The sequence below is a fragment of the Frigoribacterium sp. Leaf164 genome, from assembly GCF_001423665.1.
Lineage (GTDB): Bacteria > Actinomycetota > Actinomycetes > Actinomycetales > Microbacteriaceae > Frigoribacterium > Frigoribacterium endophyticum.
The window spans coordinates 743,849-769,739 of the sequence record NZ_LMOX01000003.1 but is presented as its reverse complement, the minus strand read 5'-3'; the positions used below and the strand labels follow the sequence as shown (position 1 = coordinate 769,739).

The 25,891-nt window shown below is 75.1% G+C and carries 17 protein-coding genes and 1 riboswitch; of the genes, 8 read left to right on the top strand and 9 right to left on the bottom strand.

The window, feature by feature from the left end; all coding sequences use genetic code 11:
• Positions 1–123: 123 nt before the first annotated feature.
• Entirely contained in the window at positions 124–765 is a 642-nt protein-coding gene (locus tag ASF82_RS11520) for a hypothetical protein (protein ID WP_056057134.1), read from the top strand.
• Between the two features lie 95 nt (positions 766–860).
• Here ASF82_RS11520 and ASF82_RS11515 read toward each other — a convergent pair whose 3' ends face one another.
• Positions 861–2,156 (bottom strand): SGNH/GDSL hydrolase family protein, encoded by a 1,296-nt coding sequence (locus ASF82_RS11515; protein WP_056057132.1) that lies wholly within the window; start codon positions 2,154–2,156, stop codon positions 861–863.
• The gene (locus ASF82_RS11510) at positions 2,153–3,844 is read right to left on the bottom strand and encodes an ABC-F family ATP-binding cassette domain-containing protein (protein WP_056057130.1); all 1,692 of its coding nucleotides are present in this window, start codon (positions 3,842–3,844) and stop codon (positions 2,153–2,155) included. Before ASF82_RS11510 ends, ASF82_RS11515 begins: the two co-directional genes overlap by 4 nt.
• Positions 3,845–3,997: 153 nt before the next feature.
• Between ASF82_RS11510 and ASF82_RS11505 the strand changes: the two genes are divergently transcribed.
• Both ASF82_RS11505 and ASF82_RS11500 read left to right on the top strand, forming a co-directional pair.
• Positions 3,998–4,180 (top strand): PspC domain-containing protein, encoded by a 183-nt coding sequence (locus ASF82_RS11505; RefSeq protein ID WP_056059034.1) that lies wholly within the window; start codon positions 3,998–4,000, stop codon positions 4,178–4,180.
• A 108-nt stretch (positions 4,181–4,288) separates the two neighbouring features.
• On the top strand, positions 4,289–4,855 hold the full coding sequence (locus tag ASF82_RS11500) for a hypothetical protein (RefSeq protein WP_056057128.1): 567 nt from the start codon (positions 4,289–4,291) through the stop codon (positions 4,853–4,855).
• Here the strand turns inward: ASF82_RS11500 and ASF82_RS11495 are convergent.
• From ASF82_RS11495 to ASF82_RS11480, 4 genes are all read right to left on the bottom strand, one after another.
• Positions 4,837–5,247: a hypothetical protein gene (locus ASF82_RS11495; RefSeq protein ID WP_056057126.1), complete on the bottom strand. Its 411-nt coding sequence runs from the start codon at positions 5,245–5,247 to the stop codon at positions 4,837–4,839. The two genes, ASF82_RS11500 and ASF82_RS11495, sit on opposite strands and share 19 nt — an antisense overlap.
• A gap of 10 nt (positions 5,248–5,257) precedes the next feature.
• A complete protein-coding gene (locus tag ASF82_RS11490; RefSeq protein ID WP_056057124.1) occupies positions 5,258–5,653 on the bottom strand; it encodes a hypothetical protein in 396 nt (131 codons plus the stop codon).
• Positions 5,650–11,079 (bottom strand): DUF6531 domain-containing protein, encoded by a 5,430-nt coding sequence (locus ASF82_RS11485; RefSeq protein WP_056057121.1) that lies wholly within the window; start codon positions 11,077–11,079, stop codon positions 5,650–5,652. Before ASF82_RS11485 ends, ASF82_RS11490 begins: the two co-directional genes overlap by 4 nt.
• Before the next feature lie 120 nt (positions 11,080–11,199).
• A complete protein-coding gene (locus tag ASF82_RS11480) occupies positions 11,200–11,481 on the bottom strand; it encodes a hypothetical protein (protein WP_056057119.1) in 282 nt (93 codons plus the stop codon).
• 206 nt (positions 11,482–11,687) lie between these two features.
• On the opposite strand from ASF82_RS11480, the gene ASF82_RS11475 reads away from it, so the two are divergent.
• The 3 genes from ASF82_RS11475 to ASF82_RS11465 all read left to right on the top strand — a co-directional run bounded on the left by ASF82_RS11475 (position 11,688) and on the right by ASF82_RS11465 (position 20,392).
• Positions 11,688–14,546, top strand: a complete 2,859-nt coding sequence (locus ASF82_RS11475; protein ID WP_056057117.1) for a hypothetical protein — start codon at positions 11,688–11,690, stop codon at positions 14,544–14,546.
• Entirely contained in the window at positions 14,543–15,970 is a 1,428-nt protein-coding gene (locus ASF82_RS11470; protein WP_056057116.1) for an ABC transporter substrate-binding protein, read from the top strand. Before ASF82_RS11475 ends, ASF82_RS11470 begins: the two co-directional genes overlap by 4 nt.
• A gap of 93 nt (positions 15,971–16,063) precedes the next feature.
• Positions 16,064–20,392: an FtsK/SpoIIIE domain-containing protein gene (locus tag ASF82_RS11465; protein WP_056059032.1), complete on the top strand. Its 4,329-nt coding sequence runs from the start codon at positions 16,064–16,066 to the stop codon at positions 20,390–20,392.
• A gap of 61 nt (positions 20,393–20,453) precedes the next feature.
• On the opposite strand, the gene ASF82_RS11460 is transcribed toward ASF82_RS11465, so the two are convergent.
• The 3 genes from ASF82_RS11460 to clpS all read right to left on the bottom strand — a co-directional run bounded on the left by ASF82_RS11460 (position 20,454) and on the right by clpS (position 23,389).
• Positions 20,454–22,508 carry a serine/threonine-protein kinase gene (locus ASF82_RS11460; RefSeq protein WP_056057113.1) on the bottom strand — a complete coding sequence of 685 codons (2,055 nt, stop codon included), beginning with the start codon at positions 22,506–22,508 and terminating at the stop codon, positions 20,454–20,456.
• Positions 22,509–22,625: 117 nt separating this feature from the next.
• Entirely contained in the window at positions 22,626–23,090 is a 465-nt protein-coding gene (locus ASF82_RS11455; protein ID WP_082514592.1) for a DUF2017 domain-containing protein, read from the bottom strand.
• Positions 23,087–23,389 carry an ATP-dependent Clp protease adapter ClpS gene (gene clpS, locus ASF82_RS11450; RefSeq protein ID WP_056057109.1) on the bottom strand — a complete coding sequence of 101 codons (303 nt, stop codon included), beginning with the start codon at positions 23,387–23,389 and terminating at the stop codon, positions 23,087–23,089. Before clpS ends, ASF82_RS11455 begins: the two co-directional genes overlap by 4 nt.
• A gap of 77 nt (positions 23,390–23,466) precedes the next feature.
• Positions 23,467–23,552, top strand: a riboswitch (ZMP/ZTP riboswitch).
• Between the two features lie 63 nt (positions 23,553–23,615).
• Between clpS and glyA the strand changes: the two genes are divergently transcribed.
• Positions 23,616–24,890 (top strand): serine hydroxymethyltransferase, encoded by a 1,275-nt coding sequence (glyA, locus tag ASF82_RS11445; protein ID WP_056057107.1) that lies wholly within the window; start codon positions 23,616–23,618, stop codon positions 24,888–24,890.
• Between the two features lie 86 nt (positions 24,891–24,976).
• Positions 24,977–25,870, top strand: coding sequence for a bifunctional methylenetetrahydrofolate dehydrogenase/methenyltetrahydrofolate cyclohydrolase (locus ASF82_RS11440; protein WP_056059029.1), 894 nt, complete (start codon positions 24,977–24,979; stop codon positions 25,868–25,870).
• Positions 25,871–25,891: the final 21 nt, after the last annotated feature.

Sequence of the window (25,891 nt, the reverse complement as noted above, 5' to 3'; positions counted from 1 at the left end):
CCCGCCGTCGCCGGGAGCCGTCCGGCCGGGCGCGCTCCGCGGCCAGGGCCGGGCGGTCTCCCCGCCGCGTAGGGTGGCCCGGTCCGGCGACGACGAGCGTCGCCGGCGACAGCAGGGGGACCCATGACCACGACGACTTCGAGGGCGGCGCTGACCGCCCTCACCACCGGGGCCCTCGCGCTCGGCCTGGTGCTCACCGGCTGCACGGCCGGCGGCGACGACTCGGGCGACGCGAGCGGTGGCAGCAGCGCGGGCAGCGACGGCAGCGGCAGCGGCAGCGGCTCCGGCGGCTCGGCCCTGGAGGCCGAGGCTCCCCGGAGCGGCACCCTCACCTCCTTCGCCTCGTGCGACGAGGTCGGCACCGCGCTCGGCGGCTCGATCGACGGCCTCGAGCTGCAGGAGGGCGGCAGCACCAGCGCCTCCAGCGTGCAGTGCATCTGGTCGACGCCGGGCGTCGAGCCCCAGGAGGGCTCGGCGATCATCGCCCTCGCGAGCGCGCAGGAGCTCGACGCCGCGGCCATCGACGAGCAGGTCTCGCAGATCACCGCGTCCGAGGGCACCGAGTCCGTCGACGACGGCCTCGCCTCGGCGGTGGGCGGACGGGCGTTCGTGTCGACGATCGACCAGGCCGACGTGCCCACCACGCAGGCGAGCGTCATCACGCCGCACGGCCTCGTCATCGTCGGCTCCACCGCCGCCGGCGAGGGCGACGAGCCGCTCTCAACCGACGACACCCTCGCGCTGACGTACGCCCTGCTCGACTAGCCCGGGCCGCCGACGGGAGCTCGTCCTCGCCCGGGGCCACGCCGTGGCCGGGTCCGCGGCGAGGGCGTGCTCCTCGTGCGGCTCGACAGCGGTGCTCAGCCCCGCGCGAGCGTCGCCGTCAGGTAGTCGGCCAGCACACGCTGCCCCGCGTCGTTCGGGTGCAGCCCGTCGGCCGACAGCAGCGAGCCGAGGTCGGCGACCCCCGACCCGGCCAGGGCGTCGTCGATCGTCACGTGCGCGGAGCCCGTCTGGCGGGCGACCTCCTCGACGGCGCTCCGGTAGTCGGCGGCGGATCCGTTCCACGCCGAGGCGACGCTGAGCGCCGGCGTGAACTCGTCCACGACCAGCACCGACGGGGCGGAGTCGAGGCCCTGCAGCCCCTCGATCAGCGTGGTGTAGCCGGCCGCGAGGTCGTCGGGGCTCGTCGTCACGGCGTCGTTGGCGCCCAGCGTGATCGTCACGAGGTCGGGCTGCGCCGCCCCTGCCGCGGCGAGGAACCCGTCGAGGTCGTCGGTGAACGTCGACACCGTCGCGCCCGAGCGTGCCGAGTCGTACAGGGTGACGCCGCGCCCGCGGTCTCCGTCGAACTGGGCCAGGCCCTGCAGCACCACGCTCGCCGGGGCGTCGTCGGCGACCGAGATCGTGACGACGTGCGGCCCGGCGGCGAGCCCCGTGACCTCGGTCACGCCGACCGCGCCGGAGGCGTCCGAGCCGTCCGAGGCATCCGCGCCGCTCGAGCCGTCCGAGCCGCTCGAGCCGCCTGAGGCACCTGCGGCCGTGTCGACCACCACCTCCGCCTGCGCGTCGACGCGGTACGAGAACGCCCCCTCGCCGGGCGTCCACCAGAGGTCGAGGTCGGTGCCGACGATGTCGTACCGGAGGCTGGAGCCCGGGTCGAGCTCGACGGCGCGGTGCCCCAGGTCGGCGACGTCGGTGACCGCCGTGGTGCGGCCGTCACGGGCGGTGGCCCACTGCGCCCAGGGGGAGTCGGGCCCGTACGTCGCGAAGGCGGCCGGGCGGTAGCCGACCCCGCCCGCGACTCCCTCGACCGGGTGCGCCGCCCGCAGCCCGTCCCGCGTGAGGTCGACCCAGCGGGTGCCGAGCGACGAGGCGCCCTGCCCCTCGGTGATCGAGTCGCCCACGGCGAGCCAGCGGGCCGGCTCGTCGTCGACGGCGGCCAGGGCCGCGTCCCAGGTCGCCCAGGGGGCGGCCGAGGAGGAGCCGGAGGCGCCCGACGGGCCCGTGGCGCTCGGCGCGGGGGAGCTCGCCGAGCCCGACGTCTCCGCGGCGGGCGCCGTCTCGCCCGTGGTGCACGCCGTCAGTCCGAGGCCGAGCAGCCCCAGGCCCGCGACGACGCCGAGGTGCGAGAGGAGTCGCGGTGCGGCCCTCACGACTCGGTCACCCTGCCGCCCTCGACCCGCCAGTGCCGGTCGAGGCGGACCGTCTCGAGCATCCGGCGGTCGTGGGTCACGAGGAGGAGCGTGCCCTCGTACGTCTCGAGCGCCTGCTCGAGCTGCTCGATGGCCGCGAGGTCGAGGTGGTTGGTGGGCTCGTCGAGCACGAGCACGTTGACGCCGCGGGCCTGCAGCAGGGCGAGGCCCGCGCGGGTGCGCTCGCCGGGCGAGAGCTCGTCGACCGGGCGAGAGACGTGGTCGGCCTTGAGCCCGAACTTCGCGAGCAGCGTGCGGACCTCGGCCTGGGGCCAGTCGGGCACGAGCGCCTCGAACGCCTCGGCGAGCGGCACGGTGCCGGCGAGCTGCGCGCGGGCCTGGTCGATCTCGCCGACGGCGACGCTGGTGCCGGTGCTCGCGCCGCCCTCGGTCGGCGCCTGCCGCCCGAGGAGGCCGCGCAGCAGCGTCGACTTGCCGGCACCGTTCGGCCCGGTGATGCCGATGCGGTCGCCGCCCGCCACCTGCAGCGACACCGGCCCGAGCACGAACTCGCCCGTCTCGGGGTCGCCCTGGCGGAACACGGCGCCGCTGAGCGTCGACACGACCGCGCTCGACCGCGGCGCGGAGCCGATGGTGAACTCGAGCTGCCACTCCTTGCGGGGCTCGTCGACCTCGTCGAGCCGAGCGATGCGGCTCTCCATCTGGCGCACCTTCTGCGCCTGCTTCTCGCTCGACTCGGCCGACGCCTTGCGACGGATCTTGTCGTTGTCGGGCGCCTTCTTCATCGCGTTGCGGACGCCCTGGCTCGACCACTCGCGCTGGGTGCGCGCCCGGCCGACCAGGTCGGCCTTCTTGTCGGCGAACTCGTCGTACGCCTCGCGCGCGTGCCGCCGGGCGGTCTCGCGCTCCTCCAGGTACGAGTCGTAGCCGCCGCCGAACACCCGGTTCGACGACTGGGCGAGGTCGAGCTCGAGCACCGTCGTGACGCACCGGCCGAGGAACTCGCGGTCGTGGCTGACCAGCACGATGCCGCCGCGCTGCCCCTCGACGAAGCGCTCGAGCCGCTCGAGGCCGTCGAGGTCGAGGTCGTTGGTGGGCTCGTCGAGCAGGGCGACGTCGAAGCGGCTGAGCAGCAGGGCCGCGAGGCCGACGCGGGCGGCCTGACCGCCGCTCAGCGCGGTCATCAGCGATGCGGGGCCGACCGCGCCGTCGCCGTCGCTGTCGAGCCCGAGGTCGGCGAGCACCTGGGGGAGGCGGTCGTCGAGGTCGGCCGCCCCGCTCGCGAGCCAGCGGTCGAGCGCCGTCGAGTAGACGTCGGCCGGGTCGAGCCCGTCGGCGCGCGGGGCGGCGTCGACCTCGCCGAGGGCCGCGGCGGCGGCGTCCATCTCGGCGGTGGCCTGCGTGCTGCCCGTGCGGCGCCCGATGTACCCGGCGACCGTCTCGCCCGGCACGCGCTCGTGCTCCTGCGGCAGCCAGCCGACGAAGGCGTCGCCCGGGCTCAGGGTGACGCTGCCGGCCTGCGGCTCGTCGACGCCCGCGAGGAGGCGCAGCAGCGTCGACTTGCCGGCCCCGTTCACGCCCACCACGCCGACGACGTCGCCGGGCGCGACCGTGAGGTCGAGGTCGTCGAACAGCGTGCGGTGCCCGTGGCCGCCGGCGAGGCCCTTGGCCACGAGTGATGCGCTCATCCCCCCATCATCCCAGGCCGGAGGGCGAGCCCCGAGGTCGGCGCCGGGTCGGGCGTGCTCCCGGGGACGGGCACGCCCTGGGGAGGGACGAGCCGCGGCCGCGGCGTCGCCGACGCTCGGGCACGCCCCAGCCTCGGCTGGCACGCTGGGCGCATGGCCACCCTCACTCGTCCCCGCCGCGGCAAGATGATCGCGGGCGTCTGCGCCGCCCTCGCGAACCGCTTCGGCCTCAGCCCGTTCCTCGTGCGCGTGATCTTCGTCGCGTCGCTGCTGCTCCCCGGCCCCCAGGTGCTGCTCTACGTGGTGCTGTGGGTTCTCTTCCCCAAGGAGAGCTGAGCCCTCCCGGGGCGACGTCCGGCGGACCGACAGGTCCGTGGCCGGGCTGCTAGCGTCGACGACGCGGCCCCACCCGGCCGCCACACGCCACCTGAGGGGGAGACGACCATGACGTCGACGACGAGCACACGGGCCATCGGAGCGACCGGGGCGGTGCTGCTGAGCGTGCTGCTGGCGGGCTGCTCGGCGGGCTCGTCCGACCAGGCGGCCGGCGGCGACAGCCCCGAGGCGAGCACCTCGACTCCCGCGACGACGCCGGGCGAGGCCTCCTGCGACCTCGAGGGCGCGGTGACCGGCACCGTCCAGCTGACCGAGACCAGCGACTCCTACGAGGTCGTCTTCACGGGCCTGCCCGTCGACGGCGACACCGAGGAGGCGACCTTCCAGCTCATCCTCGGCAGCGACGACGGCGAGGCGCTGCTGTCGTCCGAGTTCGTGGGCGGCGCCTTCCGCTCCGCCACCGCGGCCGTGGGCGACGACGAGGGCGTCGACGTGCCCGACGCCGCCACGGCCTCCGGCGACGTCGTGACGGCGGTCTACCCCAAGAGCGTGGGCACGCTGGCCGACTTCGAGGCGTCCGACTGGACCCCGGAGATCACCTTCTCGGTCGCCGGCGCCTCGGACTCCGTGCGCTGCGGCGACGGCACCGTCCTGCCCTACGAGCCTCTGGGCTGAGTCGTCAGCCTCCTCGCCGAGGCCCGCTGGCGGCCCTCGGCGAGGAACCCGGCCGCCAGCGTGAGGTGAGCCCAGATGAACCCCGCCAGCACGACGGGGTAGACGATGTAGATGACGAAGCGCTCTGCTCGCGGCAGCTCCTTCGTGTCCTGGCCCCTGCCTCGCAGCCACGCCACCGCGAGGAAGACGAGGAGGACGACGAGGCCGAGGACGGGGATCCGGAACGCGCCGCTCGACCGGCTGTAGGCCATCGTAGTGTCGAGGGGGACCTGCGTGGACACGGAGATCGCGACAGCTGCGAGGAACAGGCTCGTCACGAGGATCGCCCTGCTGCCCCACAGGTAGGCGACGCGCCCCTCCTCGAGGTCCTCCTCCGCCGACACCACGGTCACCGTCGCGGCCTCAGGCCCCTGCCGCGTCGAAGAACAACGCCGCGAACCACAGCTGCCCACCGAGGGCGAGCACCATGAAGATCGGGTACCCGACCACGATGAACTGGCGTTCTGCCTCGGGGACCTTGCCGGCATCCGGGCCGCGTGACTTGAACAGCCCGATGACGAAGATCAGCGGCACGAGCAGCAGCGCCAGCACGGGCAGGCCCACGTCGCGACCGTTCCCGCGGTAGGCGATCGTGGTGTCGAGGGGCACCCTCAGCACGACCACCGCGGCGACGACGAGCGACGCGACGAGGCCCGCGGCCAGGGCGCGGCGCACCCACCGGTTCACGACCGTGCCCTTTGCGATCTCGTCGTCCGTCAGTTCCCGCCGGGGCTTGCCCTTGGCTGTCTCGTTGCTCATCGTGGCAAGATACCAATGCCGACGCCGACCTCGTGGATCGAGTCCGCACCCCAGCTGGCGACCTGCCCGGCACCGGCGTTGCCGAAGTGGATGCCCCAGCCGGGGTCGGTGCCCGGGGTGCCCTCCGCCTCCGGCATCTGCCCCAGGACGAAGCCGCTCCCCGCGTTCCAGAGGAGGTCGGCCGGCTGGTAGCCCTCGTTGCTGATGATGGCTTCGGCCCCTCCGCCGAGCAGGCTGCTGGTGGCGCCGACGGCACCGTTCGCCAGGAACCCGGCCGCTCCGGTGAGCTCGCCGGTGAAGCGGCCGCCGTACGCTCCCGTGCCGCCGCTGACGAAGCCGTTGCCGGCGGCCCCGAGAGCCTCGTCCCAGTGCCACTCGTCCGTGGTCGCCGCGTAGGTGCCGAAGTTGCCTGCGGCACCGACGACTCCGTTCGCGACCACCTTCTTGCCGGTCTCCGACATGATCGCCTGTCCGGCTTTGGCGAGGGCACGCTGCCCCGCGCCGCCGACGGCGGTGCCGACGCGGTTCATGCCGTTCGACACGGCCAGGGCCGACCGGGCTGCCTGGCTGCCGGTCGCCCAGGCGCCGGCCGCGGCGCCCGCGCCTCCCATGACCCCGCCGATCAGGGTGTCCACGCCGGCCTTGGCCCAGTCGACCTCGCCGGTCGTGGCCTTCTGCGACGCCACCGAGATGCCGCCCGAGAGGAGGGCTCCCGAGGCCGCCATGAGGGCGATGCCGGCGGGCCCGCCGACGCCGGTGCACATGAGCGCGACGCCGCCGACGATCGCGGCGCCCGCAGCGACGTACTCCCAGTTCTCGTCCCACCACGTGCCCGCGGCGGCGAAGGCGCCCTGGTTCGCGGTCGCGAACGCCTTCATGTCGGCGTCGGTCGCGGGCCGGAGCCCGAGCGGGTCGACGGCGTGCATCGGGTCGTTGCCGGCGTACGAGTACGGGTTGCCCGACCATGCCGCGCCCGTGACGGGTGCGAGCGGGTCGACGGAGAGGAACCCGCGGGCAGACGGGTCGTAGACCCGCGCGCCGAGCCACTCGAGGCCGCCGATCTGCAGCCCGCCCGTGGCGGTCAGCGACGCGCCTCCGGGCAGCTCCAGGCCCGCCAGCCCCGAGGAGGCGTCGGCCGAGCCCCAGGGGTCGCCCGCGTCGGTCGCCCGCACGCCGCGCCAGGCCGGGCCGAGCCAGTCGTCGCCGACCTGAGTCGCGCCTCCCGGCAGGGTGAACACCGACGCGCCTCCGACGGAGACGAGGGCGGGGACGGCGCTGGCGGTGTCCCACCAGGTCTCGACGCCGTCGATCGCGGCGAGCTCGCCCAGCGCATCGACCCAGAGGTCGGTGCGGCGCACGACCGCGCCGTCGGGGTCGCGGTCGACGACCGAGGCCAGCGACCCGAGGTCGGACCAGGCGTACTCGACGTACGAGCCGTCGTCGGCGATCTCCCGCACGCGGCGGCCGAGGCCGTCGTGCACGTAGTCGAGACGGCGCCCGTCGGGCAGCTCGCGCGAGACGAGCTGGCCCGCCGCGTCGTAGGTCGAGCGCGACACGGCACCGTCGGCCGACTCGCTCACGACTCGTCCGGCCGCGTCGTACTCCCAGGTGGTGAGGGCACCTCCGGAGGCGCGGACCGAGCGCAGCTGGCAGGCCGCGTCGTACTCGTACTCGACAGCGCCGTCGGCGCCCTCGACGCGCCGGATGCGACCGTCGTCGTCGCGCTCGACGAGCGTGCTCCGCACGCCGTCGAGGCGGGTCGTGACGTGCTCGACGAGCTCGCCGTCGTCGTAGCGCCAGGTCTGCGCCACGTCGCCCGCGACCGACCCGACGAGGCGTCCCGAGGCGTCGTGCGACAGGGTCGACTCGACTCCGGCGTGAGACACGGAGACGACCCGGCCGGCGGCGTCGCGGCGGTACTCGGTGCGGGTGCCGTCGGGGTCGACGCGGGCGGCGAGGCGGCCGTCGGCGTCGTGCTCCCACGTGATCGCCTCGGAGCCGCGCGCGCGGCGGACGAGCGCCCCGCGCCGGTCGAAGACCAGCTCGTGCTCAACGTCGACGCCCTCGCCCCGCGAGCGGTCGACCACGCGCAGGGTGCGCGTGGCGGGGTCGAGGTGGAGGGCCGCGGTCTCGCGGCCGTCGACCGTGATCGCGGAGGGGCGGCCGGCGGCGTCGTGGCTCCACCGGGTCTCGCGGCCGTCGGGGTCGCGACGCAGCACGCGTCGGCCCGCGGCGTCCCACCCGGTGGTCGTCGTGCGGCCGAGCGGGTCGGTCGAGCTCACGAGGCGGCCTGCGGCGTCGAACGCGCGGCGGGTGACGCCGCCCAGCGGGTCGGTGACGGAGACCACGCGGCCCCGCTCGTCGTGCTCGTAGCGGGTCACGCCGCCGAGGCCGTCGACGGCCTCGACGAGCTGCCCGACGGCGTCGTAGCGGAAGCGGCGCCGGCCGTGGCGGGTGTCCTGGCTGGAGGTCAGCCGTCCGGCGGCGTCGTAGCCGAGGCGGGCGGTGCCCGCGCCGGGCACGTGCCGCGAGACGACGCGCCCGACGGCGTCGTAGGCGATGCGCTCGACCTCGCCGGTGGGCAGGGTGCGGGCCACGACCCGGGAGTCGGCGTCGTGGGTCAGCGTCGTGCGGGCGCCGAGCGGGTCGGTGCTGGCGGCCGGTCGTCCGCATGCGTCGTACTCGTACGAGGTGCGGGCGCCGCCGGGGGAGACGACCGCGACGACGCGGCCGGCCGCGTCGCGCTCGAGGCGCGTGAGGCCGCCCTCGCCGTCGACGAGCTCGACCGGGCGGCCGCAGCGGTCGTAGGTCGTCAGCTCGGCGGAGCCGTCGGCGGAGGTCTGCGAGACCGGGCGCCCGAACTCGTCGAAGCGCAGGGTCGTGGTGCTGAACGCGTCGCGCAGGGTAGCCGTGCCGTCGGCGGTCTCGCGCCGCGCCTCCTGCCTGACCCCCGTCGGGTCGACGACGGCGGTGAGCGCGCCCACGAGGTCGTGCTCGTGGGTCCACTCGCCCCCCGTGGGGTCGGTGACCGTGCGCAGCCGAGACAAGGCGTCGTAGGTGAACGACTGCACGCTGCCGTCGGCGAGGACGACGCGGGCCAGCGCGGCCTGGTCGTCGAACGTGCGCGTGACGACGCGGCCGAGGGCGTCGGTGGTGCTCTCGAGCTCGCCGTTCGCGGCGTAGCTCAGCTCGGTGCGGGCGCCCAGCGGGTCCACGACGGCGGTGCGGCGACCGCCGGGGCCGTTCTCGAAGCGCCAGGTGGCGCCGTCGGGGTCGCGGCGCGAGACGAGCATGCCCGCGGCGTCGTAGCGGAAGGTCGTGCGGGCGCCGCTCGGGCTCACCGCGGCGACGGGCCGCCCGGCCTGGTCGCGCTCGAGGCGCGCGACGTCGCCGAGGGCGTTCTCGGTCTCGACGAGGTCGCCGTGCTCGTCGTAGCGGCAGCGCACCACGACGCCGGTCGGGTCGGTGGCCTGCTGCAGCAGGCCGTCGCGCCAGACCAGCTCGGTGCGCCCGCCCTCGGGGTCGACGATCGTCGAGGGGTCCCGATCGGCGTCGTCGGCGTACTCGTACTGCACGACGGCGCCCGACTCGGTGACGACGGTGGTGACGCGGTCGTGGTCGTCCCAGCTCCAGGTGAGGTCGGCGCCGGCGGGCGTGACGGTGCGCACGCGGCGGCCGCGCTCGTCATACCCGTGCACGGTCACGCTGCCGTCGCGCTCGATCACCGAGACGAGGTTCCCGTGGGCGTCGTAGCTCATCGACTGGCGCTGGTCGGAGCTGTCGAGCAGGCCCACGAGACGGCCGCGGGCGTCGGAGATCCAGGTGTCGGAGCGCGAGCCGTCGTGGTCGGAGACGACCGTGACGCGGCCGCGCAGGTAGGCGAAGCGCACGGCGCGGCCGTGGGGCGTGAGCTGCTCGACGACGCGTCGGCGGTCGTCGTACGAGTTGACCACCTCGACCACGCCGGAGGCGCTGGTCACCGTCGTGATCAGCCCCGCGTCGTCCCAGCCGTAGCGGCGGGTGCCGGCCTCGGTGGTCGCGGCCACCAGCCGTCCGGCCTCGTCGTACGAGTGCTCGACCCGGCGCCCGTCCGACGAGCGCAGCACGGCGACGCGGCCGTCGACGTACTCGACCTCGACCCAGCGGCCGCGGGCGTGCGTGAGGCGGGCCGGGAGGTCGTCGGAGCCGCGAGCGACCTGCACGGCCGTGTCCGCGCCTCCGGCGGACCCTAGCCAGGTGCCCGAGGGGGTGAAGTCCCAGCGGGCGCCGGCGTTGTCGCGGACGACCAGCATGCTGCCCTCGGAGGCGAGCCACCAGTTCTCGCCGACGGCGCGGTCCCAGCCGTCGCCGAGGCGCGGGAAGACGACCTGACGGCCGTCGCCCATCGTGAAGGTCGCGCCCTCGTCGTCGAGCTCCAGGCGCGTCTCGAGGACGGACGACCAGCCCGGCCCGAAGAGGCCGACGGTGCCGTCGAGGCTGTTGTAGGTGCGCGAGACGCTCAGGGTCGTGCTGGCGCCCGCGAACGGCAGGTCGACCTCGGTCTCGAGGAAGTTACCGGTGGTGGTGTTGACGGGGTCGACCGAGAAGCCGTTCGTCGGAGCTCCGCCGTAGGCCTGCGGTGGCTCGATGACGAGGTCGTCGCGGCCGAGGTCGATGCCGGCGGCCTGCAGCGAGGCGGCGATCGCGGCGTTCGAGAGGGTCGACACCGACCCTTCGCCGCCGGCCTGCGCGAACTTGTCGGCGACGGTGGTGGCCCAGGCGGCGTCGTTCGCGTTGTCGTCGAGCCAGGCGGAGAGGGCGCGCACGAGCCCGTCGGCGGAGAACTCGCCCCAGTCGCACTGCGTCGAGAAGGTGTCGAGGGCGGACGACAGGGTGCCGGGGCGCGACGAGAGCTCGCCGTCGAGCGTCGTCGTCGAGGAGGCGAACGACCGCAGGTTCGCCGGCAGGGCCGACGACGTCGGGCCGGACGCGCCCCCGCCCGTGGGCACCTCGCGGGGCGGCGGCGTGTAGCTCGCCCGGAGGACGAGCTGGTCCTCCTTCTTCGTGGTCGGGGCCTTCTCGCCGCCGGTGAAGGCGTCGACGACGTGGTCGACCACGTTGCGCTCGGCCTGGCGCTGCGTGTAGTCGCGCGCCTCCTTGCGGCGGGCGTTCTCTCGCTTCGCCGACTCCATGATCTGGTCGACGAAGTCGGCAGCTTCGCGGAGCTTGTCGACTAGGCCCTCGGCGCCCCTCGCCGCCGTGGTCGCGTTCTCGGCGAAGAGGTCGGCGAAGAGCCCGCGGAACTCCTGCTTGCCGGTCTCGACGGCGGAGGCGCGCGAGGCGGTCTGCCCCTCGACGTCGGACGCCGCGTTCGTGAACGCCGACTTCAGGTTGTCGGCCGCCCAGAAGCTGAACTTCAGCGGTTCGTTGCCGTACGGATCGGTCATGTGCTCTTCTCCCCCGAGTGCAGATGGATCAATCGACGGTCGCGCCCGCGGACGGCGGGCGCGACGGCAGGAGGTCCCGGCCGCTCCCCCTCGGGGGAGCAGCCGGGACCTCGGGTGGTGCTACGCGCCGCCGCCGGCGGTGAAGATGTCCTGCGAGATCTTGTCGAGCTGGGTGCGGAGCTGCTCGAGCTCGGTCTTGGCCTTGTCGAGGGCGGCCTTGGTCTCGGGCCAGGTCGAGCCGCGGAAGGTGGCGGCGAGGGGGCCGTCCCAGACGTTGGCGTCGGAGAGGATGCGGCCCTGGGCGTCGAGCTGGGTGATCTGGTCGGTGAAGCCGCCGTTGACGATCGACTGCAGCTGCTGGATGGCCGTCTTGGCCTGCTCGGTGGAGAGAACGCGAGACATGGTGATGTACCCCTTCATCGTGGTGTGGCCCTGCGCGAGACGCGCCCCCGGGGCCGGAACGAGACGAGACTACCTCGTCTCGTCGAGGATGCACCCTCGTGCACCGATCCGTCGGTCCCCCTTCGGGGGGCGTGCGACCGATCTGTCGGTGCACCGCCTCGGGCTACTCTGGGCGGAGGAACGTCATCACGAGGGGACTGGTCGTCATGACCTGGGGATCGAACGACGGGGGCGTCGCCGTGCGCTCCGACGCGCAGACGAGCACGACGCGGGGCACCGGCTCCGCCCGACGAGGGAGGGCGCTCCGCCGCGCCCGGGGACTGTCGGCGGTCGCCGTGGTCGGCGTGGTCGCGGTGGTCGCGACGGGCTGCACGGGAGGCGCGCCCGAGGTGACCGACCCCACCCGCGTCCTGCAGTCGGTCGCCACCACCCTGTCGAGCGACGGGTCGATCACGGCCGTCGACAGCACGACGGTCTCCGTCGACGACACCACCGGCACGACCTCGACGAGCAGCACCGAGCACGTGCCCGCCGACGTCGCCGACGACCTGCCGATCCGCGTGAGCACGTCGTACCGTGCCGGCGACCGGTCGGGCACCGACCTCGCCGACCTCGACGGCTTCGACGGGCGGGTCGAGATCGACCTGACCGTCGAGAACCTCACGGTGGCGCCGCAGGAGCTCACCTACGACGTCGCCGGCTCGTCGCGCACCGACCCCGCGCTGGTCGGCGCCCCCCTCAGCCTCGCGGCCTCGACGGTGCTCGAGGGCGTCTCGCCGAGCTCGGTCGTCACCGACGCCTCCGGCGCCGCCGGGGCGACCGACGGCATCGTCAGCACGAACGACGGCGGCGACGCCGTCGTCCAGTGGGGCGCGCTGCTCGCCCCGCCCCGCTCGGGCGCCAGCACGACCCTGCACCTCGTCGCCGACGTCGCGGACTTCCGATCGCCGACCTTCGACCTCGCCGCCCAGGCGGGGCTCTCCACGGACCTCTCCGTCGACGGCGTGCTGGCCTCGGCCTTCGACGACAGCTCGACCAGCGAGCTCGCGCTGCAGGAGCGCACCATCGCCCTCGTCTCCGACGTCGACCTCGTGCTGAGCCGCGCGGGCGAGACGATCACCGAGGTGCGCACCAACCTCGAGAGCACCTCCGACACCCTCGGCGTCCGCACGGCGGAGCAGCTCCGCGACAGCAGCGCCTCCCTCGCGAGCACCATGCAGGGCCTGAGCGGGCAGCTGACCGCTCTCGAGAGCGACCTCGGCGCGACGGTCACCGCCACGCAGTCGACGGTCCTCTCCCAGCTGCAGACGACGGTCACGAGCGTCGACACGCTGCTCGGCGACACGACGGCGACCGCGCCGGCCGTGACGCTCGACGGCGAGGGCTGCGCCGCGGTCGTCCCCGCCCCCGAGCAGGCCGGCAGCGTCTACGGCAGCCTCCTGCAGATGTCGACGCAGCTCGACGCCTACGCCCAGGCCAGCGCGCTCTGCCGCGACGAGGTCTCGGCGTCGCTCGCATCGACGGTCGGCCCGGCCGAGCCCACGGCCGAGATCTGCGCGACGCAGCAGTCGCTCACCTGCTCGCTCTACGGCTCCTCGCTGCTCGTCACCCTCGCACTCGTCGGCCTCGTGGGCCAGGGCGAGGAGCTCGCCGAGTCGCTCCAGCCCGAGCTCGCCGACGCCGCCCTCGACCGTCACGCCGACGTCACGGCGGACCTCGTGGACCTCTCCGCGCAGATCGAGGCCCTCGCCGTCGACCCGTCCGACTCGGCCGTGGCCACGGCCCTGACCGCCCTCGACGCCACCGTGACGTCGGTGCGCACCAGCACCCGCACGCTGCGCGACCAGGTCGACGGCCTCCACGACCGCGCCGAGAGCGCCCGCCGCGAGATCGGCGACGAGCAGCAGATCGGGTCGATGCGCGCCCAGGCGGAGAAGGTCGCCGCCGAGCTCTGCGACGTCGTCCAGGACGACGGCGGGGGCCCCGGCATCAGCCGCGACGAGGTGGAGCGCCTCCGCTCCTACCTGGTCGCCGAGGGCTGCGCCGACGACGGGGGCACGGAGGTCGAGCCGGGGCAGCCCGCGCCGACGCCGGCCCAGCTCGATGCACCCTTCCCGTACCGCGCCTCCCTCGCCGAGCGCCTCGACGACCAGCTGGCAGCCTGGGACGACGTGGTCGCGACCACCGACGTCGACGACGACACGCAGGGCCTCGGCCTCGTGCTCGCCGACCTCGACGAGCAGGGCGACGACCTGGCCGCCGCGGCGGCCGACGTCCGTCGCGCGGTCGCCGCGGGCGACGGCTCGGTCGACGGCGCCGTCGAGCAGCTCCGCGAGGCCGCTGCCGTCACCACTGCCGACACGGCCGACCTGGGCATCCGCCTGGAGCGCGTCCGCACCCAGCAGCAGGGCCTCGCCGACCAGGTCGAGGAGGCGTTCGCCGACACCTCGGAGGACGTCGCCGAGCAGGTCCAGGCCCTCGTCGGCCAGCAGGTGCGCGTCGTCGCCGAGCAGGGCGCCGTCAGCCAGGCCTCGGTCGTCGACGCCTTCACCCGCTCGATCGCCGGCCTCACCTCCACGTCGGACGTGGTCGTCGGCGACGCCCGAGAGACCATCGAGGAGCAGCGCGGCACGATCGACGAGCAGACGGCGGCCCTCACCACGGCCGTCGACGCCCAGACGGCCTCGACCCTCGAGCGCATCGCCCAGAGCACGGCCTCCTCGACGCGCGACGTCGACGGTGCGCGCACGCTGCTCACGGCCGACCTCGCCGCGGTCATGCTCGACCTCGGCGACCGCCAGGTGAACGGCTCCGGCATCCTCGGGGCCATGGCCACGAGCGCCGCGAAGTCGGACACTGCCGACTACCAGCTGGCCCTCGCCTCGAAGAGCGCGTCGGGCTACGCCAACATCCGCGCGGAGGACGTCGCGGGCATCATGCGCGAGCAGGCGCAGTTCACGGCGTCGGTCGACGCCGCGGCCACGCTGCCGGCGTTCCACCTCGACGTGCCGGCCGGCGCGACCTCGACCACGTTGTGGTCCTTCCGGATCGGAGCCGACCAGTGAGCCACGCCAGCCCGTCCGACGCCTCCTCCCGCAGCACGGCCGCGGCCGAGCCGGCCGAGCAGACCGGCGTCGACGAGACGCGTCCGCGGCGCCCCCGTCGCCGCCTCCTGCTCGCGGCGGGAGCCGTGGTGGTCGTCGCGGCCGTCGTCGTCGCGGTCGTCGTGGCCGTGCGCGGCGACCAGCGTGCGGTCGCCGACCCGGTGCCGGCCTCCGTGCCCGTGGCGATCCGCGCCTCCGACGTGCCCGACGGCACGACCGTCGGCGTCGTGATCACGCTGGGGCAGGGCGAGGGCTCTGCGTGGGCCGCAGCCGCCCAGGGCGGCCTCGTCGCCGAGCGCCGCCTCGAGCTCGGCGGCAGCGACGTGTCGCTCTCCGTGCAGGACGACGGCGGCAGCGCCGAGGGCGCCCGCGCGGCCGTCGAGGTGCTCGTCGCCGACGGCGTCGCCGGCATCGTCGTCGCCAGCTCGGGCAGCCACGTCTCCGGCGCGGTCGACGCCGCCCGCGAGGCCGGCGTGCCCGTCGTGCTGCCCTACGCGGAGGTGCCCGGCGGCTCCGGCGAGGGAGCCTGGTCGACCGCGCCCGACGCCGCCGTCACGGGCGCCGCCCTCCAGGCCGCGCTCGGCGGGTCGACGCACACGCTGCTCGTCGACCTCGGCGGCGGCAGCCCGGCCGGCGTCGCCGTGGCCGACATCCTGGTCGCCTCGGCCGTCGGCGACGACACCGCGGTCGCCGACGAGGTCGCCCGGCTCGCCGGCGCGGCACCGTCGACCGACGTCGACCCCGACGCCCCCGCGGAGGCGGCGCCCCCCGCCGTCGCCGTCCCCGCCACCGCCGTGCTGCTGAGCGGCTCGGCCACGCGCCAGGCCGCCCTCGTGGCAGCCCTCCAGTCCGCCGACCTGCCCGTGCCGGTCGTGCTGACGCCCGAGGCGACGAGCCCGGCGTTCACCGCGGCGCTGAGCGAGCGCGGCGGCAGCCTGGCCGGCGACCTCACGACCGTGGGCGTGCAGACCGACGACGCCGTGGCCCTCCGCTCCGACGCCGCCGGCCGCACGATGTCGGCCTTCCTGGCCGGCGTGCGCGTGCTCGCCCGGGACGGAGACGCCGTCAACCTCACGGGTGACCAGCCCTTCTCGGCCGTGGCCGCGCAGGCCGACTCGCGCAGCCACGACGCCGTCCTGGCGCTCGTCCGTGCCGTCTCGGCGGCCGGCAGCTCCGACCCGGCCGAGGTCTCCGCGGCCCTCGGCTCGCTCTCGCTCGTCGCCTCCGACGGCATCGCCGGGCCGGCGCTCGACTTCGGCGCCGACGAGCCCGACACCGGCGAGGTCGAGGTGCTGCACGCCTCCTCGCAGGCCCTCGGACTCCGCCCGGCCGCCGACGCCGGGGTGGCCCGCCTGGTCTGGTTCGCCGGGCCGACGACCGACTAGCACCGCCCGGGCGGCGTCGTGGTCCACGCCGCCGCCCCCGCACCGACGACGAGGCCGACCCCGCTCGGCCCGCGGCACGAGAGGGAGACCCGCATGCGCGTGGTGATCGAGCTGGACGACCAGCGACGCAGCGTGGAGGTCGACCGCTGGCGCGGCTCCGCGACCCTGGCCGAGCTGGTCGAGGCCGCGGGCTGCTCCGTCGGGCCCGACGACGACCTGTTCGTCGACGCCTCGGCCGTGTCGGTCGGCACGCCGCTGCGCGAGCTCGTGCTGCTCGAGGGGTCGCGCGTCGCCCGCACAGCCACGACGCGGCCGGCCCGCGTCGCCGGCTGGAACGTCACGCTCGCCGGCGGGCTCGCCGTGGGGCGCGTGGTCGAGGTGCCCCGCACCCGCCCGCTCGTCGTCGGCCGCTCGCCGCAGGCCGACCTCGTGCTGCCGACGGCCAGCGCCTCCTGGGAGCACTGTACGGTCGCGCTCGACGACGACGGCGTGCTGATCCGCGACTCCGGCTCGACCAACGGCACCGTCGTCGCCGGCGAGAAGGTGGGCGCTGAGGGCGTCCGCGTCACCGAGGGCACCACCGTGATCGTGGGCGGCGCGGTGCTGATCGTGCGCCCCGACCTGCCCGAGTCGCCCGTGCCGGCTCCTGGCTCGCTGCACAACCTCACACCTGCCGCGACGGCGCCCTTCAACCGCCCGCCCCGCCCAGGCCGCGTGGGCGAGATCGAGCCCGTGCTGCCGCCCACCCGCAAGGACGTGCCGCCGGCCTCGAAGTTCAGCGTCATCACCGTCGTGGCGCCGCTCGTGCTGGCCGGCGCCATGGTGCTGCTGCTCGGCGACGCCCGCTTTGCGCTCTTCGCCCTGCTCAGCCCGGTGATGGCCATCGGCATGTACTTCGAGCAGAAGCACCGCCGCAGGAAGAACCTCGAGGAGGAGGAGGAGCGCTTCGCGACCGCCGTGGAGGCGTTCCGCCGCGAGATCGCGGACGCTGCGGCCCAGGAGGTGCGCCGCCGTCAGGAGCTCGCCCCCGACCCGGCCACGGTGCTGCGACGCCCGGCCGTGCCGACGACCCAGCTGTGGCAGCGCCGCGCGGGCGACGACGACTTCCTCGCCCTGCACGGCGGCATCGGCGACGTGCCCTGGAAGCCCGAGGTCGACGACCGCGGCGTCTCCCGCCGCGACGAGAAGGTCAAGGAGGCGCTCGAGGCCGGCCTCCTGCCCGCCGCGCCCGTCGTCGTGGACCTCAGCGACGCCGGCGTGGTCGGCATCGTCGGCGACCGGGCCGGGGCGCTCGCCCTCGCCCGCAGCCTCCTCGTGCAGGCGGCCGTGCACTGCGGGCCCGCCGACCTCACGGTCGGCACCTTCTGCGACCGTGGCCGCGAGGCCGACTGGGAGTGGGCCTCCTGGCTGCCGCACACCCGCCGCGCGGGCAGCAGCACGGGCGAGCGGTGGATGTCGGCGCAGCGCGAGGCGAGCGCCTCCGTGCTCCGTGGCCTCCGCGAGACCGTCGACGAGATGCCCACCCCGGCCCTGCTCGTCGTGCTCGACTCCGAGGTGCTCACCGAGGGTCGCGACGCCCCGGCCCGCGCCCTGCTCGGCCACGGCCGGAGCGTGCCCGGCGTCAGCCTCCGCCCGGGCGAGCGGCCGCACCGCGTCAGCGGCATCGTCATCGCGACCTCCGAGGAGCAGCTCCCGGCCGCCTGCACCAGCGTCATCGTCGTCGGCGACGACGCGGCCGCGACCGTGCACCGCCCGGAGGACCGCGCCCGCGTCGACGACGTCGTGCTCGCGGGCGTCACCCTCGAGGCCGCCGAGGAGTGCGCCCGCCACCTCGCGCACTTCGACGACCCCGAGCTGATCGTGCCCGGCGCTTCCCTGCCGTCGCTGGTGCGCCTCCCCGAGCTGCTCGGCCACCAGGCCCTCGACGCCCAGGCGATCCGCGCGATGTGGGCGGCCGACACCGGCGTCTCGACGCCCATCGGCTCCGCCGAGACGGGCGTGCTCACGCTCGACCTGGTCGAGGACGGCCCGCACGGCCTCGTCGGCGGCACCACCGGCTCGGGCAAGAGCGAGTTCCTCCGCTCGCTCGTCGCCGGGCTCGCGGCGCGCAACGACCCGACCCGCCTCACCTTCGTGCTGATCGACTTCAAGGGAGGCGCGGCCTTCAAGGCCTGCGAGCGACTGCCGCACACCATCGGCACCATCAGCAACCTTGACGAGCAGCTCGCCGACCGGGCGCTGCGGGCGCTCGAGGCCGAGATGGAGCGCCGTCAGCGCGTCTTCGCCGAGGCGGGGGACGACGTCGACAACCTCGACGCGTACCTCCGCACCGGTCCGGCGGAGCCCATGCCGCGCCTCCTGCTGGTGGTCGACGAGTTCGCGATGCTCGCCAAGGACTTCCCCGACGTCCTGTCGTCGCTCGTCAGCGTCGCGGCCGTGGGCCGGACGCTCGGCGTGCACATGATCCTCGCGACGCAGCGCCCCGCCGGCGTCGTCAACGAGGACATCCTCGCCAACACCAACCTCCGCGTCGCGCTGCGCGTGCAGAGCCGGGAGGACTCGAGCAACGTCATCGGCGTGCCCGCGGCCGCCGGCATCGGGCGTGCGCAGACCGGCCGCGCCTACGTGAAGCTCGGCCAGGACGACATCACCCCCGTGCAGACCGCCCTCGTCACGGGCCGCGCGCAGGAGGTCGCCGCGGGCGCCGTCGACGTTCGCGAGATCGGGGCGTTCGGCGTGCCGGTGGCCGCTCCCGCGCCTCCTCGGGCCACGGCGAACGACGCCGCCGACCTCGACGTGCTGATCGACGCGGTCGTGCAGGCGAACGCCGACGCCGGCATCGCGCCGCCGCGGCAGGTCTGGCCGGAGGCGCTGGGCGAGCGGGTCGCGCTGGAGGGCTTCGCCGAGGCGGCCGGGCCCGAGACCGTCGACGCGGTCGCGGCCGCAGCCGGCGCCGCCCCCGCCGTGCCCGCCCTGCCCGCTGAGCCCGCCGTGCCCGTCGTGGGCGGCGTCCGGGGCGACCTCGTCGCCGTGGCCCTCGCCGACGAGCCCGACCTGCAGCGGCAGAGCCCCGCCGGCTGGCGGCTCGACGAGGGCAACCTCATGCTGCTCGGCATCGTCGGCAGCGGCACGAGCACGACCCTCTCGAGCATCGCGCTGACGATGGCCCGCGAGACCTCGCCCGACGACCTCGACCTCTACGTGCTCGACATGGGCTCGCGCGGCCTCGCGCCGCTCGCCGACCTGCCGCACACCGTCGCGTACGTCGGCTCGGGCACGGGGGCCAAGGAGCAGCAGGCGCGGTTCCTGCGGCACCTGCGCACCGAGCTCGAGGTGCGTCGGGCGTCGCCGGGGACGGGGAGGCGCGCGGTCGTCCTGCTGGACGGCCTGGCCGCCCTCCGCGACGAGTACCAGGACTACGAGGGGCAGCAGCTGCTCGACCTGCTCTACCGCGTCTACGCCGACGGCCCCGGCCTCGGCCTCTCGTTCGCCGTGTCGACGACCCGTGCCAAGGCGGTGCCGTCGGCGATGGACGAGGTCACGACGCAGAAGTGGCTGTACCGCCTCGCCGACCAGTACGACTACGCCTCCTACGGCATCCGGGGCAAGAGCGTCCCGGCCGCGGTGCCCGGTCGCTGCGTCGACACCGTCACGGGGCTGCAGATGCACGTCGCGACGCCCGAGGGCGACCTGGCCGCGGCCGTGGCGCAGGTGCGAGGGGCCTGGGCCGGCACGCCGCCGAAGGCCAACGCCATCGGCCAGCTGCCCGACGACGTCCGCGTCGACGAGCTCGACCTCGCGCCCGTGCTCACGGGCGAGCCGTGGCTGCTGCCGATCGGCATCGGCGAGGACGACCTGACCCCCGCGCAGCTCGAGGTCTACGAGGGCGAGCACGTGATGATCGCCGGGCCCGCCCGGTCGGGCAAGTCGACGTTGCTCTGCGCCCTCGCCGAGTCGATCCGCGCCCTGCCCGGTGACCGTCCCGCGGTCTGGGGCATCGGCGACCGGCGCTCGCCCCTCGCGACGGCCGGGCTCGACCGCGTCGCCGTGGGCGTCGACGAGGTCCCGGCGCTGCTCGCGTCGCTGCGGCTGGAGCGCCGCCCGGTCGTGCTGCTGATCGACGACGCCGAGCGGTTCGACGACGCCGACCAGTCGATCGCGTCGCTGCTCGCGAGCCGCACGCCGGTGACGGTGGTCGCCGCGGGCCGGTCCGCCGACCTTCGCACCCTCTACAGCCACTGGACGAAGACGGTCCGCAAGGCCCGCTGCGGCGTGCTGCTGCAGCCCGACGTCGACTACGACGGCGACCTGCTCGGCGCCACCCTGCCGCGGCGCGCGCCGGTCGCGCTCAGCCGCGGGCGCGGCTACGCCTGCGTGGGAGGCGCGGTGCGGCTCGTGCAGACCATCAGCCCGAGCGCCTGATCCTCGGAGTGCGGGCGGGCGGCGGTCTGCAGACCACTGCCGGCCGGCGGCTCTCCGCGGGTCAGTCGCGGGCGGTGATGCCGAACGTCGAGCTCTCGAGGGCCGTGAAGTTGCCCACGGTGGCCCGGAGCACGCACTGCGGGGCGATCGACAGCGCCGTCACGACGAGGCCGTCGGTCGAGACCGCCAGGGCCCCGGAGCACCCGTCGGCGAAGCGCACGCCCGCCTCGCCGCCGGCGACGTCCTGCAGCATCTGCGAGGGCGTGCCCGTGCTGGGGCTCGTGTAGAGCGGGTTCAGCTCGTCGGGGCCGCTCGGCCAGACGGGCACCAGGGTGACCGGCAGGGCCGTCTGGCTGACGGTGCGCGACGGGGTCGTCACGACGACGTCGCGGAGGCGCTGCACCGGGTACGCCGTGCCGCTCACGCGGTCCGACCCGACGGCCTCGCTGGTCGCGGTCGCCGCGGCGTCCAGCCACTCGTCGAGCGCCGCGGCGTCCGCCACGGCGAGGGGGAACGTCGCCTCGACCTCGACCGAGCCGCCGGCGGGCACCTCGACGCCCGACACCGTCCAGCCGCACGGTGCCGAGACGCCCGTCAGCGACGGCTGGTTGCGGGTCGCCGAGACGGGCCCCTCGGTGGAGCTCCACCGCACGGGCGGGCACGCGGCGTCGGAGTCGAGCCCCGGCACGACCTCGAGCAGCGGGCCCGAGAGGGGTGCGGCCTGCGCCGACCAGGTGATCGCCAGGGTCACCGTGCCGGCGGCGGTGTCCGAGGAGGCGTCGCGCGAGACCCCGAGGCCGGTCGGCAGCGCCTGGTCCTGCTGGTTCGCCGCGGCGCTGGCCGTGGCGGGCGCGGACGCCTCGCCGCCCTTCCCGGACGGCACGAGCACGACGAGGCCCACGACCAGCGCGACGACGAGCAGCACGCCGACGCCGCCGAGGGCCGCGACGCGTCCGGTGAGCCAGCCGGGTCGCGACCCGGCGAGCTGACGGACGCGCTCGAGCCGCGTGGGCGGGGGAGCGTCGACGACCGTGGCCGGCTCGGCGACGGGGCGTCGCAGCGGCCGCACCACGGTGGCCGAGCCGTCCGTGCCCAGGTCGGGCCGCGCCTCCTGCACCTCGGGTGCGACGTCGGTGCCGTGGGCGAGCGCGCTCTCGAGCTCGGCGGTCGACCCGCCGGAGGCGCCGCCTCCCGGGGCCGCGGCGCCGCGCACGATCGTCGCCGGACGCTCGATCTCGTCGAAGCCCTCGGGCGCCTCGACGGCGGCCAGCGCGGGCAGGTCGGCGTGGGCGGCGGCGAGGCGGCGCAGGCGCTCGGCGGCCACGGCCGCGGCGGGGCGCGCAGACGGGTCCTTGGCGAGCAGGCCGTCGATCGCCGCCCAGACGTCGCCCGGCAGGTCGAGCCGCGGGGGAGTCGAGGTGACGTGGCGGTAGGCGACGGTGAAGTCGGTGCCCGGACCGGCGAACGGCGTGCGCCCCGCGAGCAGCTGGTAGAGCATGACGCCGGTCGCGTAGACGTCGCCGGCGGGCCCCGAGCGCCCGTTGCTGATGAGCTCGGGCGCCATGTACTGCGGGGTGCCGAGGAGGCCGGTCGTGCGGCGGTCCTGTTCGCCGACGACGGAGGCGATGCCGAAGTCGCTGACGCGCACGGCGCCCGCGAGCCCCGGGTGCCAGGGCTCGGCGAGCAGCACGTTGTCGGGCTTCACGTCGCGGTGCGAGACGTCGCGCTGGTGGGCGGCGGCGAGAGCGTCGAGCACCTCGGCCGCGATGGTCAGGGCGTCGCGGGCGGGCAGCGGGCCGGACTGCTCGAGCAGGTCGCCGACCGAGCCGCCGGGCACGAGGTCCATGACGATGGCGAGCCGGTCGCCCTCGACCACGAGGTCGCGAACGCGCACGATGCCGGGGTGCCGCAGCGAGACGAGCACCGAGCGCTCGCGCACGAATCGCTCGACGAGCCCGGGGTCGGCGGCGTGCTCGGGCTTCAGCAGCTTGGCGGCGACCTGGTCGTCGTGCGGAGCGACCGTGGCGCGCCACACCTCGCCCGCCGCTCCCGAGCCGATCAGCTCGACGAGGCGGTACGACGCCCCCAGGGCCTCGCCGGATCGCGACTGCGCCACGTCTCCCCCTTCCCCCTCGGACGGCGGGGCCCCCGCCGTCGCCCCGGGGCCCATCCTACGGCGACGCCCCCTCGTCGGCAGGCCCGAGACGGTGCCGTGGCCGACCCCGAGCGGGGGTCAGCGCGTCAGCGCCTGCACGAGGCTCTCCTGCAGGTAGCCGAGCCAGTCGAAGACGTCGTTCATCACGAGGGCGGCCGGGTCGTCGGTCGGCGCCGGCCCTCCGTCGGTCACGCCGAGTCGGCTGCCGAGCACCAGCCGCAGGTCGGTCAGGGTGCGCAGCCACGACTGCTGCGCGGCCTCGTCGAGCCGCGAGGTCGGCGGCGGGCCGAGGTCGTCGAGCACCCGTCGGGCGTTCGCGACCTTGCGGGCGGTCAGGTCGTCGGCGGTGAACCTGCGGAACTCGGCCGCCGCCTCCTCGTCGTCCGGGTACGCGGAGGGCAGGAGGCGCGCGAGGGCCGGGTCGCCGGGATCGCCACCCTCGAGCACGCTCACGAGCTGCGCGACGAGGTCGGCCAGCAGGGCACGTTCGTGGTCGGGCAGCGTGAGCTCCATGCCGTCCCGGCCGCGACGGAAGGGGATCACTCGTCGGCCTTCGAGACGGTCGCCCAGAGGCCGAAGTCGTGCATCGCCTCGACGTGCCGCTCCATCTCCTCGCGCGGGCCGGTGGCGACGACGGCCCTGCCGGTGGTGTGCACCTGCATCATCAGCCGCTCCGACTCGCGGGCCGAGTAGCCGAAGTAGCTGCGGAAGACGTAGCTCACGTACGACATCAGGTTGACCGGGTCGTCCCAGACCAGCGTGACCCACGGGCGGTCGGGCGCGACGAGGAGGCGCGGGTCGGTCTCGGTGCCGACGCGCGTGTCGTCCAGGGTCTGCGTCACGCCCCCCAGCGTGCCACGCCGCGGCGGTCCGCACGACCGCCTCCGCGCCTCCCGCGCCCCTGCCCGCGGAGGTATGCTCGACGGGTCGCGACTGGCGTTCAGATGGTCGACCATCGGGGAGCGACGCACACACGGTACGTGGCCGTACGCCTGGGCCACCACGCCACCTGAAGAACCGGCACCTCGTGCCGCCCTCGTCCCGTGACCGTGTAGAGAGAGCCCTGCCATGACCCCCCAGAAGACGCCCTCGACCTTCAACGCCCCGCTCAGCGAGGTCGACCCCGAGATCGCCGCGGTGCTCGAGCAGGAGCTCGGCCGTCAGCGCGACTACCTCGAGATGATCGCCTCCGAGAACTTCGTGCCGCGGGCCGTGCTCGAGTCGCAGGGCTCGGTGCTGACGAACAAGTACGCCGAGGGCTACCCGGGGCGTCGCTACTACGGCGGCTGCGAGTTCGTCGACGTCGCCGAGAACCTCGCCATCGAGCGGGCCAAGACGCTGTTCGGCGCCGACTTCGCCAACGTCCAGCCGCACTCGGGCGCCCAGGCCAACGCCGCCGTGCTCTCCGCCATCGCCAGCATCGGCGACACCATCCTCGGCCTCGAGCTCGCCCACGGCGGCCACCTGACCCACGGCATGAAGCTCAACTTCTCCGGCAAGATGTACAAGGCCGTGGCCTACGAGGTCGACCCCGAGACGTACCTCATCGACATGGAGACCGTGCGTCGCCAGGCGCTCGAGCACAAGCCGAAGGTCATCATCGCCGGCTGGTCGGCCTACCCGCGCCAGCTCGACTTCGCGGCCTTCCGCGCCATCGCCGACGAGGTCGGCGCGTACCTCTGGGTCGACATGGCGCACTTCGCCGGCCTCGTCGCCGCGGGCCTGCACCCGTCGCCGCTGCCCCACGCCCACGTCGTCTCGTCGACGGTGCACAAGACCCTGGCCGGCCCGCGCTCGGGCGTGATCCTGTCGAACCACGAGCCGCTCTTCAAGAAGCTCAACTCCGCGGTCTTCCCCGGCCAGCAGGGCGGCCCGCTGATGCACGTCATCGCGGCCAAGGCGACGGCCTTCAAGCTCGCGGCCGAGCCCGAGTTCAAGGACCGCCAGGAGCGCACCATCCGAGGCGCCCAGCTCCTCGCCGCGCGCCTCACCGCGCCCGACGCGAAGGCGGCCGGCATCGACGTGCTCACCGGCGGCACCGACGTGCACCTCGTGCTCGTCGACCTGCGCGCCAGCGAGGTCGACGGCAAGCAGGCGGAAGACCTGCTGCACCAGGTCGGCATCACCGTCAACCGCAACTCCGTCCCGTGGGATCCTCGCCCGCCGATGGTCACCTCCGGCGTCCGCATCGGCACGCCGGCGCTCGCGACCCGCGGCTTCGACGACGCGGAGTTCACCGAGGTCGCCGACGTCATCGCCCTGGCGCTGATGCCCGAGCCCGACATCGAGGCCCTCGCGGCGCGCGTGAAGGCGCTCACCGACGCGTTCCCGCTCTACGCGTGAGCGCCGGCGTCGGGCCGGGAGCCGCGGTCGACGCGGCACCCGGCGCTCCCGCGACGGCACCCGTCGAGCCCGCTGACCGCCCGCTCATCGCGGGGCCGGGCAGCGCGGTGAAGATCGACGGCACGGCCCTCGCGGCCGCCGTCAAGGCCGACCTGCGCGTCCGGGTCGACGCGCTGCGCGCCCGTGGCGTGGTGCCCGGGCTCGGCACGATCCTCGTGGGGGCCAACCCCGGGTCGTTGTCGTACGTGGCCGGCAAGCACCGCGACTGCGCGGAGGTCGGCATCGAGTCGATCCGCCTCGACCTGCCCGACACGGCCAGCGAGGCGGAGATCCGCGCGGCGATCGAGACGATGAACGCCGACCCCGCCGTCACCGCCTTCATCATCCAGCTGCCGCTGCCCGAGGGCATCGACCCGACGGCGATGCTCGAGCTGATGGACCCGGCGAAGGACGCCGACGGCCTCCACCCCGTCAACCTCGGCGAGCTCGTGCTCGCGGTGCCCGGCGGCAAGGGCTCGATCGACACGCCCCTGCCGTGCACGCCGCGCGGCATCGTCGAGATGCTGCGCGCTTACGACGTGCCGATCGCGGGCCGTCACGTGACGATCATCGGCCAGGGCCTCACCGTCGGGCGGCCGCTCGGCCTGCTGCTCACCCGCCTCGAGGCGACGGCCACCCTCACGCACTCGCGCACGGTCGACGTCGCGGCCGAGGTGCGCCGCGCCGACATCGTCGTCGCGGCGGCCGGCGTGGCCGGGCTGGTGCAGCCCGACTGGGTCGCCCCCGGGGCGACCGTGATCGACGTCGGCATCACGCGCGTGCTCGTCGAGGAGACGGGCAAGTACAAGCTGCGGGGCGACGTCGACCCGGCGGTGGCGCAGGTCGCCGGCGCCCTGTCGCCGGTGCCCGGCGGCGTCGGCCCGATGACCCGGGCGATGCTGCTGAAGAACGTCGTGGAGGCCGCCGAGCGCGACGCGTGACGGCGACGCGGCCGCACGGCC

Coding starts and splice junctions, on each gene's coding strand:
- glyA (WP_056057107.1), top strand. CDS start 23,616: ATGACCCCCCAGAAGACGCCCTCGACCTTCAACGCCCCGCTCAGCGAG.
- ASF82_RS11465 (WP_056059032.1), top strand. CDS start 16,064: ATGCGCGTGGTGATCGAGCTGGACGACCAGCGACGCAGCGTGGAGGTC.
- ASF82_RS11505 (WP_056059034.1), top strand. CDS start 3,998: ATGGCCACCCTCACTCGTCCCCGCCGCGGCAAGATGATCGCGGGCGTC.
- ASF82_RS11510 (WP_056057130.1), bottom strand. CDS start 3,844: ATGAGCGCATCACTCGTGGCCAAGGGCCTCGCCGGCGGCCACGGGCAC.
- ASF82_RS11480 (WP_056057119.1), bottom strand. CDS start 11,481: ATGTCTCGCGTTCTCTCCACCGAGCAGGCCAAGACGGCCATCCAGCAG.
- ASF82_RS11520 (WP_056057134.1), top strand. CDS start 124: ATGACCACGACGACTTCGAGGGCGGCGCTGACCGCCCTCACCACCGGG.
- ASF82_RS11485 (WP_056057121.1), bottom strand. CDS start 11,079: ATGACCGATCCGTACGGCAACGAACCGCTGAAGTTCAGCTTCTGGGCG.
- ASF82_RS11490 (WP_056057124.1), bottom strand. CDS start 5,653: ATGAGCAACGAGACAGCCAAGGGCAAGCCCCGGCGGGAACTGACGGAC.
- ASF82_RS11475 (WP_056057117.1), top strand. CDS start 11,688: ATGACCTGGGGATCGAACGACGGGGGCGTCGCCGTGCGCTCCGACGCG.
- ASF82_RS11500 (WP_056057128.1), top strand. CDS start 4,289: ATGACGTCGACGACGAGCACACGGGCCATCGGAGCGACCGGGGCGGTG.